The following is a 20537-nucleotide window of genomic DNA, read 5'->3' on the forward strand; positions in this document are numbered from 1 at the left end:
GGCAGATCGAGCTCTCAGACGAACAAATTAGTCAGCTGCGTAATCGGGTACGACACACCAAGCATTCGAAGAAGGAGGCATCATGAAGTCATCGGCTCGACGAACAGGGTGCGCCATTCGGCAACGCTGCGGTTCGACGTGATCAGCATGGCGCCGGTTTCGTAGCGGCGGCTAACCTAACTAGCTGGAAGAACAGATGCGCCGCGTCGGGCTCCAGCGGCAGGTAGCCGAGTTCGAGGACGATCAGCAGCTTTGGCTTCGACAACGCGAGCAGTTTCTCGTCCAGGCGTCGCTCGCCGTGCGCCTTGGCGAGGCCAGCGACCAGCGTCGTCACCGTGGTGAACTGCACCGTATACCCGACCAGGATTGCCTCTCGCCCGAGTGCAATGGACAGGTGCGTCTTACCGACGCCGCGCGGCCCGAGCAGCAGTACGTTCTCGCCGTTGGCGATCTATCGTGACGCGGCCAGGTCACGGATCTGCTTTGGATCGATCGACGGCTGCGCCTCGAAGTCGAAGCTCGCAAGCTCCTTCACGGCCGGGAAGTGTGCGGTGTCCGCGCCATCTCGATGCGGCGTACACTGTCGATTTCATCCTGCCCTCGCCCAATCCCATCCTGAATTCGGCATGGGATGTCTGGTACATTCTGGATAGAAATGGGCGGAGGATAACAAGGCCGTCGAGCCGACGCCGGTGTCCGCGACCTCGCCGAGCTACGCCTCGCTACACGAGAATGGTACCGGTCCGTTCATCATCGAACATCAGCCCGGCGTGAAGACGGTGTTCAAGGCCAACCCCAATTACTGGGGCAAGATGGAAGGTAACCTGAAGGAGATCATCTTCACCCCCGATCGCCTCCGACGCGACCCGTGTCGCCGCGTTGCTCTCGGGCGAGGTCGACGTCATCGACCCGGTGCCGATCCAGGACATCTCCCGCTTCGATTCCAGCTCAAATGCCCAGGTGCTGAAGGCCCCGGAGCTGCGCACCATCTTCATCGGCTTCGATCAGACCCGCGACGAGCTGCTCTACTCCAAAATCAAGGGCAGGAATCCCTTTAAGGACGTTAAGGTCCGCGAAGCCTTCTACAAGGCGCTCGACATCGAGCTGATCAACGCGCGTGATGCGAGGGTTGTCGACGCCGTCCGCGTTGATGATCGCGCCGGAGCTGTTCGCACGGTCCAAGGACTTTACGCCGCCGAAATTCGATCTGGACGGCGCCAAGAAGCTCCTGACCGAGGCCGGCTACCCCGACGGCTTCGAGGTCACCATGGATTGTCCGAACGATCGCTATGTCAACGATGCCGCGATCTGCCAGGCCGTGGTCGGCATGCTTGCCCGCATCGGCGTCAAAATCAATCTGCTGGCACAGCCCAAGGCGCAGTACTTCGCCAAGGTGCTGAAGCAAGGTGGCTACCAGACCTCGTTCTTCATGCTGGGCTGGACGCCGAGCACGATGGATTCCCACAATGTGCTGAATGACACATGGGGTGCCGTGACGATGCGAAATCCTCGCGTGGCGAGGCCAATCTTGGTGGCTATTGCAATGAGTTTGACGCCATTACCGACAAGGTGCTGGTCGAAACCGACACCGCCAAACGCAATCAACTGATCAAGCAGGCGTATGAGATCAGCATCAAGGACTGGGCCTACATCCCCCTGCACCAGCAGGCGCTGGCCTGGGGCGTATCGAAAAAGGTCAACCTGCCGCAGCGCGCCGACAACCTCGTCATGTTCCACTGGGCGACCAAGCAGGAATAGCGCCAGTTGAACCCAGGGTCCCGGCTGCGTCAGGCTTCCGGGACCTTTCCTTTTCCGGCTGACAAAGACGTCAGCCAGACACACACCCAAGGAAGGTGGAAGGAATGCTCGCTTTCACTCTTCGCCACGCCGTTCAGGCCATCGGCGTCATGTTCGCCGTCAGCATCATCGCGTTCTCGATGTTCCGCTTCGCCGGCGACCCCGTCAACCAGATCGTCTCGATCGATACGTCGGCGGCCGAACGCGAAGCCGTGCGCAAATCGCTCGGTCTCGATGACCCCGTTCCGGTGCAGTTCATGCGCTATTTCGGCAATGCCGCGCAGTTCAAATTCGGCGTCTCCTATCAATTCCGCCAGCCGGTCTCGACGCTATTTATGGAGCGTATGCCTGCAACACTGGAACTTGCGATCTGCGCGACCGTATTTGCAATGGTTTTCGGCATCCTGATGGGCGTCTATTCGGCGCTCAAGCGCGGCACCGTGCTGGCCAAATTATTCCAGGCGATTTCGCTGATCGGTATCTCACTGCCGACTTCCTGATCGGCAGGACGAACACCCCAATCGGTAAGCCCCTCTCGGAGCAGAGGCACCCCAAGCATCGTACGTAGGTTAGAGCCGCGCGGACGAGGGCGCAAATTCGGGGTCGGCCTGCACATCCGGGACGTGGACCGTCTTGCCATCGAGCAATGTACGCCCAACCACGCTTCCCTGTTCAAGGACGGAAGCGACCGCTGGCCGTCACGGTGGGAATGCCCGCCGCTTTGGCAGCCATTGCGGTCGGCTAGCCGATGATCACGATGACATCAGCGTGGTGCGTCTTCAGTTCGGCAACCAGCCCGGGAAGCTTTGCGACATCGCCCCTCTCCCCGCGCGGCTCGAAGGTCAGGTTTTGACCGAGGACGAAACCGCGCTGGCCCAACACCTTGATCAGGATCTGGCCCGCCGGGCTGATTTCGGTGGCCGCGGCGTTCGGCGTCACTGTCGCGAGCCGATAGACCTTGCCCGCCTGCGCTGCTGCCGCGCAAACGGCCGCAGCAGCGTGACAGAACCGAGCCCGCCCAGGAATTCGCGGCGCCTCATCATGATGGCCGTGCCGGGGCACAACGACACCCGGCGGGAGACTAGCACGGCGTAACAAAAAAGCGGCAACAGCGATTGCCATTGCCGCTTTTCGGCTTCGATTGAACCCGCCTCAGGTCGACCGCAGCGCCTTGGAGCCAAGATCGAGATCGAGATCGTTGACCTGCTTGTTCCGCTCGGAATCAGCCGCGGCGCGGTGGTCGGTCGCCAGCACCACGTACACCGCCGGCAGCACGAACAGAGTAAACAGCGTGCCGATCGACATGCCGGCGACGACGACCAGACCGATCGAGAAGCGGCTGGCTGCTCCCGCGCCGGTCGCAGTCAGGAGCGGGATCAGGCCGGTCACCATCGCAGCCGTCGTCATCAGGATTGGCCGCAGCCGGATGCGAGCCGACATTTCGATGGCCGAGCGGCGGTCGAGCCGCTCGTTGACCTGGAGTTCGTTGGCGAACTCCACCATCAGGATACCGTGCTTGGTGATCAGGCCGACCAAGGTGAGCAGACCGACCTGGGTGTAGATGTTCATGGTCGCTGCGCCGAAGAACAGCGGGATCAGCGCGCCGACGATCGCCATCGGCACCGAGATCATGATCACCAGCGGATCGCGCAAGCTCTCGAACTGCGCTGCCAGCACCAGGAAGATGATGATCAGCGCGAAACCGAAGGTGATCGCGAGCTGGTTGCCTTCCTGCACGTACTGCCGGGAGTCCGCGAGATAGTCGTGGCTGAACCCTTGCGGCAGCTTCTTGGCCTCGCTTTCGAGGAAGTCGACCGCCGCGCCGACGGTGACGCCGGGCATCGGCACGGCCGAGAACGTCGCCGAATTGAGCTGATTATAGTGCGTCAGCGAGTTCGGATCGGTCCTGGTCTGGATCGACACCACCGTCGACAGCGGGAGCTGCTGGCCGGTGTTGGTCGTCACATAGAAGCCGCCGAGCGATTCCGGCGAGAGCCGCTTGGTGCGCGGCACCTGAGGGATCACCTGGTAGGAGCGGCCTTCCAGATTGAAGCGATTGACGTAGTTGCCGCCGAGCAGCACCGCGAGCGTGGCGCCGAGGTTTTGCATGTTGACGCCAAGGTCCTGAGCCTTGCTGCGGTCGATCGTCACCTTCACGTTGGGCTGGTTGTAGTTGAGATCGCTGTCGGAGACGATGAACATGCCGCTCTTGCGCGCAGCGTCCTTCAGCTTCTCCATCTGCTCATAGACCGTCCGGAAGCCGGCGGTGGAGTTGATCACCATCTGCACCGGCAGGCCGCCCGGCCCGCCCGGGAGCGGCGGCAGGTTGAAGGCGAAGGCCTGCACGCCCTCGATCTTGGAAAGCTCGGCCTGCACCAGCGGCTTCAGCTGGATCGACGAGCGCTTGCGCTCGTCCCAGGGCTTGAGCAGCATGCCGGCGATGCCGCCCTGCGGGCCGTTGATGCCGTTCAGCACGAAGCGCAGATCGGTCTCGGGGAACTGCTGGAATTTCTCGTCGAGTTTCTCGCCGTAGAAATCGACATAATCGATGTTGGCGTATTTCGGCGCCTTGGTCACCGCGAACACGATGCCCTGGTCTTCCTCTGGTGCCAGCTCCTTCGACGTGTGCATGTAGAGGAAGCCGACGAGCCCGAGGATGGTGATCGCGAACAGGCCCGTGATGGCCTTGTAGTCGAGCGAGCGATCGAGCCTGCGGCCATACCAGCGCGTCAGCGCGCCGAACACCTTGTTGACGACCTTTGCGAAACGACCCTCTTCGGTGTTCTTCAGCAGCACCGAGCACATCATCGGCGACAGCGTCAGCGCGATCACGCCCGACACGATCACCGAGCCCGCCAGCGTGAAGGCGAATTCGCGGAACAGCGAACCGGTGAGGCCGCCAAGGAAGCCGATCGGCGCGTACACCGCGGCGAGCGTGATGGTCATCGAGATGACCGGACCGACGATTTCACGCGCGCCTTGCAGCGACGCCTGGACCGGCGATTTGCCCTCCTCCAGATGGCGATGGATGTTCTCCACCACGACGATGGCATCGTCGACCACGAGGCCGATCGCCAGCACCATCGCAAGCAGCGTCAATAGGTTGAAGCTGAATCCCAGCGCCAGCATCAGGGTGCAGACGCCGATCATCGACAGCGGGATCGTGACGACCGGGATGATGACCGACCGCAGCGAGGCCAGGAACAGGAAGATGACCACGATCACGATGATCACGCTTCGCCCAGCGTCTTCTCCACCTCGTCGATCGAGGACTGGATGAACTTGGTCGAGTCGTAGGCGACCTTCATCTTCATCGACGGCGGCAGATTGCGCTCGAGTTCGGGGAACAGTGCGCGCACGCCCTTGACCAGCGTCAGCGGGTTGCCCTGTGGCGTCGCCTGCACGCCGATGAAGATCGCGTGCTCACCGTTGAAGGCGACGCTCGCATCCGTGCTTTGGTGAAATGGTCCTGGTGGCCCTTGAGATAGGCCATGAACACGACGCCGGTCTTGTAGAAGCGCGTCGGCGCCTTGAAGATGTGGCGCGACAGCGGCACCGTCGGCCCGAGCACGTCGTGCCGACCTCGTCGCCGGCGGCCAATCGCGACAGCGCGTAGGACGCCGCCGGCGCAATCGCGTCGAAGATGCCGAGCAGCGCGTGCGAGAAACCCCGCTCATCCCGGCGATCAGCTCCGCATAATTGAAGTCGTCGCCGGTGTACATCTTGATGCGCTTGTCGAGGCGCCGTCGCATGTCGATCTCGCGCTGCTTGTCAAGCAGCGAGACCTTGACACCATCGACCTTGGCGGCGTTGCCGTTGATGATGGCAACGGCGGTGTCCATCGCCTCGTCGAGATCTTGTGTGCCCCAGTATCCCGTCAATGCCGGATCGAACATGCCGCCGAACCAGTGGATGATCACGCGCTCTCGAACCTGCGGCAGCACGCGGTCATATACCTTGGCGTAGTCGTCGGCGTCCGGCCGAGTTTTTGCGAGCGCGCGATGCCATCAGAATGATGCGGCCGCCGACCTTCTCGACCGCGGAGATCTGCTCCTCATGGGCGCGGATCACGTCGTCGATGGTCTTGGCATCCTCCACGCAAGACGATCAGTGCCGGCGCCCGGAAACACCAGCGCATTGCGCCGCTTCGCGGCAGACACCGAGCGCGTGATCAGCTCCAGCGAGGTCGGCCAGTCCAGGCCCATGCCGCGCTGCGCGCTGTCCATGGCCTCGGCGACACCAAGCCCCAGATCCCAGACGTGCTCGCGGAACGCGATGGTCTTGTCCCAATCGACCGCGACCGAGAGCCAGGGATCGTTGTCGCAAAGGCATCGGCGACAATGTGCACGGCCGAGAACGCGATGCAGTTGAGCGGACCTTCGAGCTTTGCGGGGAATTCTCGATCGAACGATCGGCATTCGGCAGCTTGAGCGACAATGAGGACATCGGCTGGACGGGCCTGTTCATGATTTCGGACCTCTCCCCGTCATTGCGAGGAGCCACCCGGTTCGGCCTTCGGCCGGCCGGACCTAAACTCCGCGACCAAGCAATCCAGACTGTCTCCGCGGAGGCATTCTGGATTGCTTCGCTTCGCTCGCAATGACGGCTCAACAGACATCGACACTTGTGCAATAGACCTCAGGCCTTGGTCGGGGCGACGTCGATCCAGCGCCGCTCCTTACCAGCTCTTGAGTGCGGATTCGGCGAGCTGCACACGTTTGACGCTTCGAGCAGCGTGAACTTGTAGGGCTCATCCTCGTAGACGTGATGATCCTTGCGCGCGATGTCACGCTCGCGCAGCAGGATCAGCGTCTCACGCGCCGACAGGTTCGCGCGCGCCGCCTCCTCGAGCAGGTTGTCGAGCTGGTCGCGGATGCCGGAGAGCTGCAATCGCACCAGCATGGCCTCGAGCCGATCGATTGGCGCTTCGGTAGCTTTTTTTGTACGCGCCATCAGAAGCTCCCTCCGATCGCTGCTTCGTATTCGCCAAGAGGACGCAACAGCGAGGGCAGTGGAGAAGGCGCCGGCACTGTCGGTGTCGCGATTGCCGGTCGGCAGAAGGCGCCAGTGCGACCGGCAACCCCGTCGAGGTGGGCGGAATCGATGATCCGCAGCCGGCGACCTTCCGATTGCTTATGGACCGCAACCTCGCGCATGCCGTGGCGGATGCGCACGTCGCCGGCCGCAACCGTCACCGCCACGCGCTCGCCGATCGATCTTTTCAAGCGAGGTCTGATGCTTTGGCATCGCGGTCTCCGTTCCCGCAAAACATGGACGCTAAGCCCGACAACATTCATTAAAATAGGAAGAAACATAATTTACACCACTCCGACGCACCGGGGCGGCTATGCTAACGCCTGGACGGAGCGAGGTTCCCGTTGTGGGCTGGCTGATTCCTCGTGGAAAACGGCGAACCGTATCTGCCCAACCCGATCTTAGCCGAGGCGGCAGACTCGGCGTGCACCTCCCACCACAGGCCAGCGGTTCGCGTATCTCGCCAGCGCTGGTGAGGCGCCACGGGGCATCATCCGAAGCCGACATGGAGGAAATCCATGAGGATCCAGACGCCGGACGGACCTGGGCAGCGAGTTCAATTTTGAACTCCTTATCGGAGCGGGAGCACTCTATGAGAACTATGCGTTTCTCTGACAGTGCTTTCGACGCGCGATTACGGAGCTCACGCAGACGCGAATGCTTGCTCTGGGAGGCTCGACGCAAGGGGGTGATCGAACCAGCGGAATAAGAAAGACCCAATCAGCGACGGCTCCTTGGGGGCGGACCACCGCGTCTGGGCTGTGCGCTACAATTCGCCGCCACCGGCCAAATTTTATTGATGGACGAGCCGGCGCTCCGCGGCAGCCACTACACATCTGCACGAGAAGCCGCGTGAACCGAGAACGGGTCCGCTATGCACCGGCCCCAGCAACAGACTTACGCCGCCGTCACCCGTAAGTATTTTTACTCCGCTTTGCTCAGCACATCTGCTCTCGACTACGCGCCTCATCGCCAGGAATGCCCTCACGCGCGCCGCGGCACTTCAAGAAATTCATTTTCATTCGACGCTGCCGAGGTCAGCATGAGCGAAGCGTTGCGAGTAATCGCTGCGGCTTGGCTGTAGCGCGGCGCAGAAATTTACGCTAGCTTCTGCTTGCGAGTTTGCAAATGCGTGCCCGCATCCGATCTCTCCGAAGACAACGAGCGACCATTCGACCGCTTGCCCCCTCCCATCGTCAGAGCTGGGATAATCCGGACAATGACGAAATCTGGTTTGAGTTGGCGCGTGCTATCGGACGTCAGCTCGCACGGGATGAACATCACGGTTCGGGGCAGCCGATAGAGGACCGGCATGACGACAGCGTCATCGAAGAAAACGGCCGTACTATACGCCCGTTATTCCAGCGACATGCAAAAGGCGACCTCGATTGACGGTCAGCTATTGCTCTGCCGGAAGGTCGCATTGCGCAACAACCTCGATGTCATCGGCGAGTTTGTGGATGCCGCAAAATCTGGTCTTACCGAAGGTGCGAGGGACGGCTATCAACGTTTGCTCAACGGGGTGCGAAACCAGGACTTTGACGTGGTCGTGGTTGAACATTTCGACCGCTTGTCGCGTGATCCCGCAACCATCCAGCGTCTCAAGCAGGTTTTCGAGTTCAATGGCGTCGAGCTGATGGATCAGAAAGGGGTCTATGCGACCGCCACTGACATCAGCATTGCAAGTCTCTACAACACGATTTACAAGCCGCAGCTCGCCGAAAAGGTTCGGCGCGGCCATGACAACGCTGTTGCCAACGGAAGAATTCCTGGCTCATACGCCTATGGTTATCGACCGAGGCCGGGCGCGCCGGGCGAACGCGTGATCGATGAGAACGAAGCAAAGATTGTGCTCCGCATCTTCACCGAATATGCAGCGGGCCGCTCGACCCGAACTATCGCCGCTGATCTCACCCGCGAAGGCGTGCCCTCACCCGGTGCAACTCGTCACAAGAACAAGGCTGGTCGTACCACCTGGAATCATCAGTGCATCACAGGCGGTCGGCATGGTCGCGGCATTATCGGCAACGATCTATATATCGGCGAGATACATTGGAACGTTCGCTCGACAATTCTCAACCCGGAGACCCAGAAGAAACAGAAGCGCCGCAATCCAGAAGAGCGCCACATCATAGTCAAAAAGCCGGAGCTACGGATCGTTCCGCAAGTGCTCTGGAATCGAGCGCAGGAGGTTCGTAGCGCGCGCGCCGTATCTATGTTCGGACCGACTGGCAAGCCGCGGCGTCGCGCCGTGATCCCGCGCAACAATGAGCACCCGCTTGCCGGTGTGCTCCGGTGCGGCGTCTGCAATGGCCACATGCGAATCGCTCAATCCTCGCGTAACGGTGCACCGCGCGCGGCATGCGCGAACGCGCATCAGCGGGGCACCTGCGAGCACACCCGCAGCTTCGACATGGACGTTCTGCTCGAGGATGCCTCCGACAAAATCCAACTGAAATTGCTTTCGCCGAAAGCCATTGAAGAGGCGATGTGTGCCTGGAAGGAGGAGCGCAAAAACGATCGGAACAAGGGCAGCGAACACGCTAAGCTAGAGCGTCGACGCCGTGTGTTGACTACCGAGATCGAACGCCTGTCATATGCCATCGCAAATAGCCGTCGGAAGCCGGACGAGTTGCTCAAGCGGATCGATGAGTGCGACGTGGAGCGGGAAAGAGTTGAAGAGCGCTTGCGGCTGCTGGGCGGTGGCGACGAAAATGTCATCGGCTTCGATCACTCGAAATTCAGTGACGGATACCGTTCGGAGGTTAGAAGGCTGGTCACCGCGCTCAAGACGAATCCCAAGGCGATCGAAACTCGCGTCGCTTTCCGCAACTTGATTGAATGCATAGTAGTGCATCCGGTTCCCAAGCGGATGCCCTACGAATATACCCCCTACCTGAACAGCTCCGCGCTTTACGGCAAGAAGCTTTTCTCTGAAAACCGTAGCAAGGAGCGAGAAATCAGCACGTTTGCCTACTACGACAATGGCAAGTCAGGGAAATCCGTGTCCTCGTAATAGACGCGGACCTGCATGTGGTGCCGGCCGTCGCGGATCTCGCCGTCGAGATGGGCAGTCACGTCGCGTGCCTCTTCGCTTGTCGGTCACCAGCCCGTTTTGCGCAAAAACGGGCGGTCGCGCAAGCGCAGCTAGGACACAATTGCTCCCGTCCTGCCCAGCGTCACCTCGACGATCTCCGGCGGCACGCCGACGCGGAGCGGCATGATGCTGCAACCGAGGCCGCCGGAGATGATGACGTCGCATTTCAGCCTGACATGACCATAAGCGAGCCGGATGCCCTGCTGCGGCGGCACGGCCGGCGACCAGCCCAGCAGGCGGACCTGACCGCCATGGGTGTGGCCGGACAGCTGCAGCGCGACGCGTGCGGGCACGCGCGGCGCGATGTTGGGCTCATGGGCGAGCAGGATGATCGGCGCATCATCCGTGACCTTGGCAAGCGTCGCGCTGAGATCGTCGGCGCCGAAGCGCGTCATGCTGCGAAACCGGCGCGCCGGCAGGAAGGCGAGCTGATCACCCAGGCCGGCGAGCCAGAACGGGCGGCCGTCCTTGGTGAGCCGTACGACCTCGTTCTCGTAGACGGGAATGCCGGCGGCTTCCAGCGCACGATGCGCGATCGTCGGCCCGAGCCCGGTCCGCTGCACCGTCCTGTCGTCCCAATAATCGTGGTTGCCCATGACGGCATGGACGCCCAGCGGCGCCTTGAGGCCGGCCAACACGCGGGCCCATTCGCTCGACGGAATGATGCGCGTGACCTGATGCAGGCCGGCGACGTAGTCGCCGAGCAGCACGATGATGTCGGCATTCAGCGCGTTGGTGCGGTCGACGATGGCCTCGATCCGGTCCAGCGGCATCCAGGGATCGCAGGCATGGATGTCGGCAATGACGGCGATCTTCAGCGGCAGATCCGCCGGCCACTGCCGCGGCGTCGGATGATAGCGGGTGACGCGGAGCCGCAGCACCGGCTCGACGGCAACGCCATAGGCGGCGGTCGAGACGCCAAGGGCGGAGAGGCCACCGATGGAACGGATGAGATGACGGCGGGTGATCATGGAAGCCCGTTTCTGATGCAGCTTCTCGATGCGGTCCGATTGAAGCGGAATTGGGGTGCGCTCGTGCAGATCGTCTGCACAAGATTACCGGAAATTCATGAGAGAAGGAGCGCGCTACATTAGCGCAGATCAGTCGTCGCTCTCGTCCGTGCCGAACAGGCCGAACTGTGCCGCCGCATCGCGCGAGGGCTCGGCGATGCCGAGATGGCGGAAGGCGTGCGAAGTCAGCAGGCGGCCGCGCGGGGTGCGCTGCAGATAGCCGCACTGGATCAGATAAGGCTCGATGATGTCCTCGATCGCATCGCGGGGCTCGGACAGTGCTGCGGCCATCGTCTCGACGCCGACCGGGCCGCCACCATAGTTCATCGCGATGGTCGAGAGATAGCGGCGATCCATGGCGTCCAGGCCCGCGGCGTCGACCTCGAGCGCGCTCAGCGCGTGGTCGGCGATCTTGCGGTCGATCTTGTCGGCATCGGCCGCCGAGGCGAAATCGCGCACGCGGCGCAGGAGACGACCGGCGATGCGCGGCGTGCCGCGGGCACGGCGGGCGATCTCGTTGGCGCCGTCCGCGCTCATGCCGACATTGAGCACGCGCGCGCCGCGGCTGACGATGCTTTCGAGCTCTTCGATCGTGTAGAAATTCAGCCGCACCGGAATGCCGAAGCGATCGCGCAAGGGATTGGTGAGCAGGCCCGCGCGCGTGGTGGCGCCGACGAGGGTGAATTTCGACAGCTCGATCTTCACCGAGCGCGCCGCCGGGCCTTCGCCGATGATGAGGTCGAGCTGAAAGTCCTCCATCGCGGGATAGAGCACCTCTTCCACCGCCGGGCTCAGGCGATGGATCTCGTCGATGAAGAGCACGTCGCGCTCCTCGAGATTGGTGAGGAGGGCCGCAAGATCGCCGGCCTTGGCGATGACAGGACCCGACGTGGCACGAAAGCCGACGCCGAGCTCCTTCGCCACGATTTGCGCCAGCGTGGTCTTGCCGAGGCCGGGCGGACCCACGAACAGCACGTGATCCAGCGCCTCGCCACGCTTGCGCGCTGCCTCGATGAAGATGGAGAGGTTCTTGCGCGCCTGCTGCTGGCCGACGAAGTCGGACAGCGATTGCGGACGCAGCGCAGTGTCGCCGACATCATCGCTGCGGCGCTCGGGAGAAACCATGCGGTTGGCCTTGGGATCGCTCACTCAGCGAACTCCTCGTAGGTGGGCAAAGGCGCTCTTCGCGCCGTGTCCACCATGTCTTCGATCACTCGAAAGATGGTGGGCACGCTTCGCTTTGCCCACCCTACGAGATTGACCATTGACGCACTCACTTCGCGAGTTCCTTCAATCCCAGCCGAATGAGCTGCGCCGTCTCGGCACCTTCACCCGCGCTGCGCGAGGCCGATGCAATCGCCGCGGCAGCCTGCGGCTGGCCGTAGCCGAGATTGACCAGCGCGGAGATCGCATCCGCGACGGGGCGCGGGGCGCGCCGATCATCGACGGCGCCGGCGAGGTGCACCACGGCCGGATCGACATTGGCGAAGGCCGGCGCCTTGTCCTTCAATTCGGTGACGATGCGCTCAGCAACCTTGGGCCCGACGCCGGGGGTGCGCGCCACAGCCGCCTTGTCGCGCAGCGCGATGGCATTGGCGAGATCGGAAGGCTGTAGCGTGCCGAGCACGGCCAGCGCCACCTTGGCGCCGACGCCCTGCACGGTCTGGAGCAGGCGAAACCATTCACGCTCCTGGTCGGTGCGGAAGCCGAACAGTTTGATCTGATCCTCACGGACATAGGTCTCGATCGACAGCACGGCGGCTTCGCCCGGCGAGGGCAGATGCTGCAAGGTGCGCGAGGAGCAATGCACCTGATAGCCGACACCGCCGACGTCGAGGATGACGAAATCCTCGCCGTAGGAATCGATCAGGCCCTTGAGCTTGCCGATCATATCCCCACCACCTTCAGCCTGAGCGCCGTGCTCTGGCGGTGATGGGCGTGGGTGATGGCGATGGCGAGCGCGTCGGCGGCATCCGCGGACGGCGGCTCGGCCTTGGGCAGCAGGATCTTCAGCATCATCGCGATCTGTTGCTTGTCGGCGTGACCGGCGCCGACCACCGTCTTCTTGACCTGGTTGGGCGCGTATTCGGCGACAGAGATGCCGAACATTGCGGGCGCCAGCATGGCGACGCCGCGGGCCTGGCCGAGCTTCAGCGTCGCAACGCCGTCCTTGTTCACAAAGGTCTGCTCGACCGCGGCCTCCATCGGCTGGTGGCTGGACAGGACCGAAGCCAGCCCTTCATGGATCGCGAGCAGCCGACTCGCCAGCGGCAAATCGTCCGACGGTTCCACCGAGCCGCAGGCGACGTAGATCAGGCGATTGCCTTCGGCCTCGATCACGCCCCAGCCGGTGCGGCGGAGGCCAGGGTCGATGCCGATGATACGGACGGGGTGGCGAATCGGGAGCGCGGTCATAGGCCAGTGATAGCGGTTGGCCCATGATAGCGAAACAGAAACAGAACAGAAGTAACAGGGGAAAGGCGCCCCTACCCGCCCATCTTCGCCATCAGCGCGTCCGAGACCTCGAAATTGGCGTAGACGTGCTGGACGTCGTCATGCTCGTTGAGCAAATCCATCAGCTTCAGCAGCTTCTCGCCGGTCTCGTCGTCGACCGTAACAGTGTTCTGCGGCTTCCAGATCAGTGCGGCCTTGCGCGGCTCGCCGAACTTGGCTTCCAGCGCCTTGGCGACGTCGCGATAGCCTTCAGTCGACGCGTAGATCTCGTGGCCGCCTTCGCCGGAGACAACGTCGTCGGCGCCGGCCTCGATCGCCGCATCCAGCACGGCGTCGTCGGAGGCCACGCTGCGGTCGTATTCGATGATGCCGGTGCGGTCGAACATGAAGGAGACCGAGCCGGTTTCGCCGAGATTGCCGCCGGATCTGGTGAAGAAGGAGCGGATGTCGGAGGCGGCGCGGTTGCGGTTGTCGGTCAGCGCCTCAACGATGACGGCGACGCCACCGGGGCCATAGCCCTCGTAGCGGATCTCGTCATAGTTCTCGCCGTCGCTGCCGAGCGCTTTCTTGATGGCGCGCTCGATATTGTCCTTCGGCATGTTCTCCTGGCGCGCCGCAATCACGGCCGCGCGCAGGCGGGGGTTCATGGCAGGGTCCGGCGTGCCCAGCTTGGCGGCGACCGTGATTTCCCGCGCCAGCTTGCCGAACAGCTTCGACTTCTGCGCATCCTGCCGCCCCTTGCGGTGCATGATGTTCTTGAATTGGGAATGTCCGGCCATGCGTGGTCTCTTGAATGGTCTTTGGAATCGGTCGCCGATGGGGTGGGAGGCGCGGCCTTATAGGCCGCCGACCCGTCGGAATCAAAGGGCTCTGGTGGCCTTAAGGTAGCACTGTAAAGGTAGCCGCCGGAATGGTCCGTGCCTAGAAGTCGGGCATCGTTAACCCTGATTTCATTCCGACTTGCGAAAATAGTGTCCGCCCGTTCCATGACAAGAGAGACGTGATGGTGTTCGCACTATTTCGGAAGCGTCTGCCGGAGGCGGCAGCCGCGCCTGCGCCAGCCCCGCAGGCTGCGCAGCCGGTGGCCGAGCCCGCCCCGGCCACGGAGGGCGATTCCGCCAAGGAAATCCTGGAGCTGCTGGAACTCGAGCTCGGCGCCATGATCCGCCAGCTCGAACGCGCCGCCAATTCGGTGGCTGGCGGTGCCGAGGCAACCGCCACGACGCTGGCCGCTATTCGCGACCGCACCGACGCCCTGACCGGCCGCACCAACGCCGCGCAATCAAACGCCTCGACCTTCGCCCATGCCGCCGACAAGTTCACCCAGTCGGCGCTCGGCATCGGGGCGCAGGTCCGCGAGGCCAGCAAGCTCGCCGACGAGGCAAGCGCCGCGGCGCAGGAAGCCCGCGCCAATGTCGATCGCTTGCGCGAATCCTCTGCCGCCATCGGCAACGTCGTCAATCTGATCGCGCAGATCGCACGGCAGACGACGCTGCTCGCGCTGAACTCGACGATCGAGGCCGCGCGTGCCGGCGCTGCCGGCAAGGGCTTTGCGGTCGTCGCCACCGAGGTCAAGGCCCTCGCGGTGCAGACGCAAGGCGCGACCGAGGAGATCACGAAGAAGATCGACGCACTGCAGCGCGACGCCGCCGGCTCTGCGGATGCCGTGCACCGCATTTCGCAGGCGATCGAGGCGATCCGCCCGGTGTTCGAAACCGTCAACGGCGCGGTGGCCGAGCAGAACGCCACCACCAGCGAAGTTTCCGGCAATGCCGCCAGCGCCTCCGAGTTCATCGTCTCGGTCGGCGAGAGCGCGGCCGAGATCGATGCCGCGACCAAGGCGGCCGAGAGTCATGGCGAGAACGTCGCCAGTGCCGGCAAGGCCGTCACCACTTTTGCTCAAAAGCTGAAATCGCGTTGCGCCGTGCTGCTCCGCCAGAGCGAGCACGACGACCGCCGCAAGACCGAACGACTGCCCTGCCATCTCAAGTTCGAGAGCGCGCGCGGCGTGATGCCGGTCTATGAAATCTCGATGGATGGCGTGTTGATCGGCGGCGCGGACGCAAGCCGGCTCGCACCGCAAGCGATGATCGATGGCAGCCTCGAAAACGTCGGCGCCTGTCGTCTGCGCGTGATCGAGCAATCCAAGGCCGGCGCCCGCGCGCAATTCGTCGGTCCCAATGCCGAGCTCCGCGAAAAGATCGAGGACAGGCTCTGGTCGATCCACGAGGAGAACACGGAGTTCGTCACCCGCGCCATGGAGGCTGGCAACGCGCTGACGAAAATATTCGAACAGGCGGTTGCGCGCGGCGAAATCGGGATCGACGACCTCTTCGACACTGACTATGTCGAAATCGCCGGAACCAATCCCCAGCAGTACCGCACGAAATATCTCGACTGGGCCGACCGCGCCTTACCGGCGTTCCAAGAGGCCTTTCTGGCGAAGGAGCAGCGCATGGCGTTCTGCGCCATGGTCGACCGCAATGGCTTCCTGCCGGTGCACAACAAGATCTATTCCCATCCGCAGCGACCGGGCGACGTCGCCTGGAACACGGCCAACAGCCGCAACCGGCGGATATTCAACGATCCGGCGGGGTTGGCGGCCGCACGCAACCTGCGCTCGTATCTGGTCCAGAGCTATGCGCGCGACATGGGCAACGGGAACACCGTGATGATGCGGGAGATCGACGTCCCAATCCGCGTGCAGGGCCGTCACTGGGGCGGATTCCGGACCGCCTACAAGCTGTAGTGCACGCTCAGGCAAGACGCCGGGCGCGAATCATCCCTTAAGATCGAAATTGGAATGGAGAATGCCGCCGCGAGCCGGCCTACGGCTCTGACTGGAGGACTCGTCGAACATGTCCGCCGCACAACTTGCCGTCATGGACGCCGGCTCCAACCGCACGCTGGCCGAACGGCTGATTGATCAGCTCGCCGACCGCATCGGCGGCCTCGGCGTGGAACTCGCCGACATCGCCGGCAACGTTCAGGAGGTCGCAAACCGCGTCGCAAACCAGTCGGAACGGTTCCATCATTTGCAGAAGACGGCCGAGACGATGGTCGCGGCCAACCACGACATCGCCAACGCATCGCAGGCGGTGCAGACGACCACGTCCGCGGCGGTCGGCGAGATCGCGCAGTCGCGTAGCGCCGTCGACACCGCGGTCAGCCACATCTCCGAGCTCGTCGCAGCGGTGGAGCGCATCGAAGCGCGCCTCAGCGCCGTCGGCTCGGCGCTGACGCAGGTCGCGAAGGTCTCCGGTTCGATCGAGGCGATCGCGAAGCAGACCAATCTGCTCGCGCTGAACGCAACGATCGAGGCCGCCCGCGCCGGCAACGCCGGCCGCGGCTTCGCGGTGGTCGCAAGCGAGGTGAAGAACCTTGCGGAAGCCACCCGCCAGGCCACGCATCAGATCTCCGACACCGTGCGCGATCTCGACGGCCAGATCGAAGGCCTGATCGGCGAAAGCAGCGACGCCTCGCAGCGCGCCAAGACCGCCGGCGAAGGCGCCCAGCAGATCTCCGGCATCATCTCACGGGTCCAGCAGGGCTTCGCCTCCGTGGAGGCCGAGATCGGCAGCGTCACGCGCGCGGCGACCTCCAATCTCGGACATTGCGACACCGTCATCAGCGAGCTCAACGAACTCGCCAAGGGCGTCGACCTCTCCTCGCGCGATCTCAGGAGCGCCGATCAGCGCGTGACAAAGCTGCTCGATACATCAGAGGGCCTGATCGCGCTGATCGCCGACAGCGGCGTGGAGACATCTGACGCACCGCTGATCCGAATCGTCGTCGAGACCGCGAAGCGCATCTCGGCCGAGTTCGAGGCCGCGATCGACCGCGGCGATATCACGCTCGACCGGCTCATGGACGAGACCTACCGCGAGATTCCCGGCACCGATCCAAAGCAATACCTTACCAACTACGTCGACTTCACCGATCGCGTGCTGCCCGCGATCCAGGACCCGATCCAGAAATCCGATCCCCGCATCGTGTTCTGCGTCGCCTGGGCCAAGGGCGGCTATCTGCCGACCCACAATCCGAACTACCGCCTGCCACAGGGCAAGGACCCGGTCTGGAATAACGCGAACTGCCGTAACCGCCGCCTGTTCACCGATCGCGCAGTGCAGAAGGTCGCTGCGAACACCAAGCCGTTCCTGCTCCAGACCTACCGCCGCGACATGGGCGGCGGGCAGTTCGTGCTGATGAAGGACCTGTCCTCGCCGATCGTGATCCGCGGCAAGCACTGGGGCGCATTCCGAATGGGTTTTCGGCAGAGCTGAGGATCGGCACTCCACGTCCTCAAACTAAAAAGTTCGAAAACAACCCCATGCACAGTAGCCGGGGTGTGCGGAATCAATGGCTTAGGCCGGCAAGCCATGGCGCGTTTTGACTCGTCGGGCAAAACAGGGGTAGAATACTATTATTCCGAAATCCTGCACAGGCGGAGACAGCCCCTCACCCGCGTAAGCCTGCATCTGCCGAGCCGCTGCCGGTACCTACGGGCTTCTGGTGCGGTGTCGTCCACCAACCTCGCGCAGATCGTGCTGTCAGGCACCAAGCGGGCATGCGCCGGATGACCGCTGCCGATTCCCGGTAGCGCCTACACGGATAACGAGATCGCGGCCGTGGCGAACTATGTCACGGCGCGGTTCGGACCAAGGGCTCTAAGCTGACGGCGAAGGACGTGGCCGAACTGCGGAAGCAGACGGCGGAATAGTGCTCTGCTCTTACCCTCCCTTGGAGGAGAGTTATCACTGTGACTGCACATGATCATAGGTTTATAAGACGCTTTCCACACGGGGAAGGCGTCCCCCTAGATGCCCTCCGGCAGTGGACCGAAAGTGGGTCCATCGAAGCGGCGCTGGCAGCTATGGCTAACAAGACGGATTTGCCCCATTGGGGATCAAAGGGCGCGATCAATCGCGCAGGCGCCGCGCTACGTGCGAGGAAGCTAGGTCCGGGCCAGTCGGATATCTTGGAATCGTGGAGGATGGCCCATCGTGATGTGATCAACTCGTTTCAGTCACTCTTGCGAGCCAGAGCCAAGAACTTGGATGTGCAGGTGGCGCAGCGATTGAAGCGCCGCTCAACGATTATAGACAAACTGTCCCGCCATGACGGAATGCAGCTTGCTCGCATGGACGACGTTGCTGGTTGCCGACTGATATTTCCAAGTATCAAAGCGCTCCACGAATTTCGTTCCAAGCTCCATCACGCAAAATTCAAACACATTCGCAAAAACGAAAAAAGTAAGTACGATTATATAGAAAGGCCTTCGGATCGCGGCTACCGTGGCATTCATGACATCTACGAACATAGGTCCAAGTCTAAGAAGGGGAATCCGAAGTGCGACGGACTTCTTATTGAGATTCAGTACCGTACCAATGTTCAGCATGCATGGGCAACCGCAGTCGAGGTTGTGACCGAGGTAACTGAAAACCAGCCGAAATTTGATCGCGGTGACAGGCGTTACATCGAACTGTTTCGCCTTTCGAGTGAAATGTTGGCGAGAGCGATTGAAGGTATCCCGCCGCGCTTATTTCCTGATAAGAGCAATAAGCATTTGTATGCGGAATTTGAGGCATTAAATCGCGAAATCGGCGTTATGCATATGCTGGTAAACCTAGTCATTAACGATTGGGTCGGTGATCACATAGAAGCGGACCACATCATCTTACGCATCTCTAAAAAAGATGGATTCAAACTCTACCAGTTTGATCTGGAATTGGAGGCATCGTCCCGGCTCCTCGAACTTGAGAAAGAATTTCCCGATGACAATATTGTTTTGGTGGGCGCCAGAAACGTCGAAGAAATGAAATCTGCATTCCGGAATTACTTCAACGACGTGAGAGATTTTCTGAGCATGATGGTGCGAGCATACGAGATACTTGATCCAGAGACACATGCCGCAAGGATGGCTGAATATGGTTTGCAAAAATAAACGATTACAAGGCGAATGGCCTTGGCAATTGGCATGACAAAGCCCCGGTCGCCGATCTGTCGCTCGGCCATGCGCAGGGTTACGGCTCGGGCTCGGGTCCGATGGACGAAGAGGTCGGCTACAGCTTAAGCCAGCTCCGCGTCCGAAGATATCAGCAGCATCGTTGCCTACTTGCGCAGCGTGCCGCCGCAGCCCTCGCCCGACCTGCCGGTCACCACCGCGCCGGCCACAGCCGCCTCGCACAAGGACGGCTTCACGGCGCGCGCGGCAGAAAAATTTTGGCCAGCTCTGCGCCAGCTGCCACGTCTTGAGCGGTGAGAGGCCGGTCTCGCCGAATGTCTTGCGGGCTACTCTGAATGGATTGAAAATCCGCACCTCTGCTTCAATTCCCAAGAGTTAGAGAGCTTTACAGCGACAGAAGATCCTCGCAAAAACATTCAGGACACCCCAGCACTTGATAGAAAGTGAGAGACCTGACCGCGAAGAATACTGGAAAGCGATGACCGACGGCTCTTTGAGGGGCTCGACGCATTATGCGCGCGTTTAGACAAGTCTAATCCCAACTGAATTTGCAGACCAACCAACCGCAGGGATCGCAAAGAATTGGTTTTCCTGATCGGAGTTTTCGAGCTCAAGCAGCAGGGCACGAAGGCAGCGCAACACATCTTTCTGATGACAACACGCATTTTAACAGTCTAGAGTAGTGGCGGGATAGGCTTCGTCACGGCAGATACATTATCCCGACTCACCAGTCAGAAGAGGGAGCAACGGTGAATCATTGCCTCAGCTCAAACGAGAGAATGAGGACCTCGGCGGCTCAAGCATTGATCGCTTCGCTTGCGATCTGCGTCTCCCCCGCAGAAGCATTCGCGCAGACTTACCTCGCCAATCCAAGTGATGCAGTCGGTCAAGGTGAGGGACCTCCAAATTGTCCTCCAGGTACAACTTTTGCGTTACAAACAGCTCCGACGACCCAAGTAGGAGGAAAGACGATCTGTATCCAGACGGTCGTCCTTGGGAACGATAGAGTTCATCAAGCCATTCAGCAGCAAGTAGAGGCCATGGCTTCTCACGAACAACGGATCAAAGATTTAATCGCGCAGAACGCGATGCTTCAGAACGACATAAGAATTCTGAGCTCGTCCCTTGACGAGCTAAAAGAGCGCTTCGGCAAACTAGGCCAAAAGTGATGATTGGTGAC

At 61.7% G+C, this 20537-nt stretch carries 13 protein-coding genes and 7 pseudogenes; 7 read left to right on the forward strand and 13 right to left on the reverse strand.

The annotated features are described in order from the left end of the window. Positions 1-83: 83 nt before the first annotated feature. Positions 84-550 (reverse strand): annotated as a pseudogene (locus IVA79_RS34965) (ATP-binding protein); the annotation flags it as partial. A 26-nt stretch (positions 551-576) separates the two neighbouring features. On the opposite strand from IVA79_RS34965, the pseudogene IVA79_RS34970 reads away from it, so the two are divergent. Then, a pseudogene (locus IVA79_RS34970) lies at positions 577-1758 on the forward strand (ABC transporter substrate-binding protein); the annotation flags it as partial. Positions 1759-1862: 104 nt separating this feature from the next. Further along, a pseudogene (locus IVA79_RS34975) lies at positions 1863-2291 on the forward strand (ABC transporter permease); the annotation flags it as partial. 247 nt (positions 2292-2538) lie between these two features. On the opposite strand, the gene IVA79_RS34980 reads toward IVA79_RS34975, so the two are convergent. The 6 genes and pseudogenes from IVA79_RS34980 to IVA79_RS35000 form a co-directional block, all read right to left on the reverse strand. Next, on the reverse strand, positions 2539-2919 hold the full coding sequence (locus IVA79_RS34980; RefSeq protein ID WP_247561700.1) for a hypothetical protein: 381 nt from the start codon (positions 2917-2919) through the stop codon (positions 2539-2541). A 30-nt stretch (positions 2920-2949) separates the two neighbouring features. Further along, positions 2950-5255, reverse strand: a pseudogene (locus tag IVA79_RS34985) (efflux RND transporter permease subunit); the annotation flags it as partial. Beyond that, a complete protein-coding gene (locus tag IVA79_RS37090; protein WP_346658225.1) occupies positions 5171-5368 on the reverse strand; it encodes a DUF993 family protein in 198 nt (65 codons plus the stop codon). The pseudogene IVA79_RS34985 and the gene IVA79_RS37090, both read right to left, overlap by 85 nt. Positions 5369-5531: 163 nt before the next feature. Then, positions 5532-6215, reverse strand: a pseudogene (locus IVA79_RS37095) (DUF993 family protein); the annotation flags it as partial. Positions 6216-6435: 220 nt separating this feature from the next. Further along, positions 6436-6564, reverse strand: a pseudogene (locus IVA79_RS37100) (gfo/Idh/MocA family oxidoreductase); the annotation flags it as partial. A gap of 185 nt (positions 6565-6749) precedes the next feature. Beyond that, entirely contained in the window at positions 6750-7022 is a 273-nt protein-coding gene (locus IVA79_RS35000; protein WP_247561702.1) for a hypothetical protein, read from the reverse strand. A 1121-nt stretch (positions 7023-8143) separates the two neighbouring features. Here IVA79_RS35000 and IVA79_RS35005 point away from each other — a divergent pair. Continuing rightward, positions 8144-9847 carry a recombinase family protein gene (locus IVA79_RS35005; protein WP_247561703.1) on the forward strand — a complete coding sequence of 568 codons (1704 nt, stop codon included), beginning with the start codon at positions 8144-8146 and terminating at the stop codon, positions 9845-9847. Here IVA79_RS35005 and IVA79_RS35010 read toward each other — a convergent pair. From IVA79_RS35010 to IVA79_RS35035, 6 genes and pseudogenes are all read right to left on the reverse strand, one after another. Beyond that, positions 9829-9909, reverse strand: a pseudogene (locus IVA79_RS35010) (acyl-CoA thioester hydrolase); the annotation flags it as partial. The gene IVA79_RS35005 and the pseudogene IVA79_RS35010 overlap by 19 nt on opposite strands. A gap of 69 nt (positions 9910-9978) precedes the next feature. Next, positions 9979-10899 (reverse strand): metallophosphoesterase, encoded by a 921-nt coding sequence (locus tag IVA79_RS35015; RefSeq protein WP_247561704.1) that lies wholly within the window; start codon positions 10897-10899, stop codon positions 9979-9981. Between the two features lie 129 nt (positions 10900-11028). Next, positions 11029-12087, reverse strand: coding sequence for a Holliday junction branch migration DNA helicase RuvB (ruvB, locus tag IVA79_RS35020; protein ID WP_247561705.1), 1059 nt, complete (start codon positions 12085-12087; stop codon positions 11029-11031). A 124-nt stretch (positions 12088-12211) separates the two neighbouring features. Next, a complete protein-coding gene (gene ruvA / locus IVA79_RS35025; protein WP_247561706.1) occupies positions 12212-12829 on the reverse strand; it encodes a Holliday junction branch migration protein RuvA in 618 nt (205 codons plus the stop codon). After that, positions 12826-13353: a crossover junction endodeoxyribonuclease RuvC gene (ruvC, locus tag IVA79_RS35030; protein ID WP_247561707.1), complete on the reverse strand. Its 528-nt coding sequence runs from the start codon at positions 13351-13353 to the stop codon at positions 12826-12828. Before ruvC ends, ruvA begins: the two co-directional genes overlap by 4 nt. Before the next feature lie 71 nt (positions 13354-13424). Further along, entirely contained in the window at positions 13425-14171 is a 747-nt protein-coding gene (locus IVA79_RS35035) for a YebC/PmpR family DNA-binding transcriptional regulator (RefSeq protein ID WP_247561708.1), read from the reverse strand. Between the two features lie 224 nt (positions 14172-14395). On the opposite strand from IVA79_RS35035, the gene IVA79_RS35040 reads away from it, so the two are divergent. The 4 genes from IVA79_RS35040 to IVA79_RS35055 all read left to right on the forward strand — a co-directional run bounded on the left by IVA79_RS35040 (position 14396) and on the right by IVA79_RS35055 (position 20526). Next, positions 14396-16141: a methyl-accepting chemotaxis protein gene (locus tag IVA79_RS35040; RefSeq protein ID WP_247561709.1), complete on the forward strand. Its 1746-nt coding sequence runs from the start codon at positions 14396-14398 to the stop codon at positions 16139-16141. A gap of 109 nt (positions 16142-16250) precedes the next feature. Then, positions 16251-17675 (forward strand): methyl-accepting chemotaxis protein, encoded by a 1425-nt coding sequence (locus IVA79_RS35045; RefSeq protein ID WP_247561710.1) that lies wholly within the window; start codon positions 16251-16253, stop codon positions 17673-17675. A gap of 476 nt (positions 17676-18151) precedes the next feature. Further along, a complete protein-coding gene (locus IVA79_RS35050) occupies positions 18152-19336 on the forward strand; it encodes a RelA/SpoT domain-containing protein (RefSeq protein ID WP_247561711.1) in 1185 nt (394 codons plus the stop codon). A gap of 770 nt (positions 19337-20106) precedes the next feature. After that, the gene (locus IVA79_RS35055) at positions 20107-20526 is read left to right on the forward strand and encodes a hypothetical protein (RefSeq protein WP_247561712.1); all 420 of its coding nucleotides are present in this window, start codon (positions 20107-20109) and stop codon (positions 20524-20526) included. Positions 20527-20537 lie beyond the last annotated feature (11 nt).

This window comes from Bradyrhizobium sp. 138, from assembly GCF_023074075.1.
Taxonomy (GTDB): domain Bacteria; phylum Pseudomonadota; class Alphaproteobacteria; order Rhizobiales; family Xanthobacteraceae; genus Bradyrhizobium.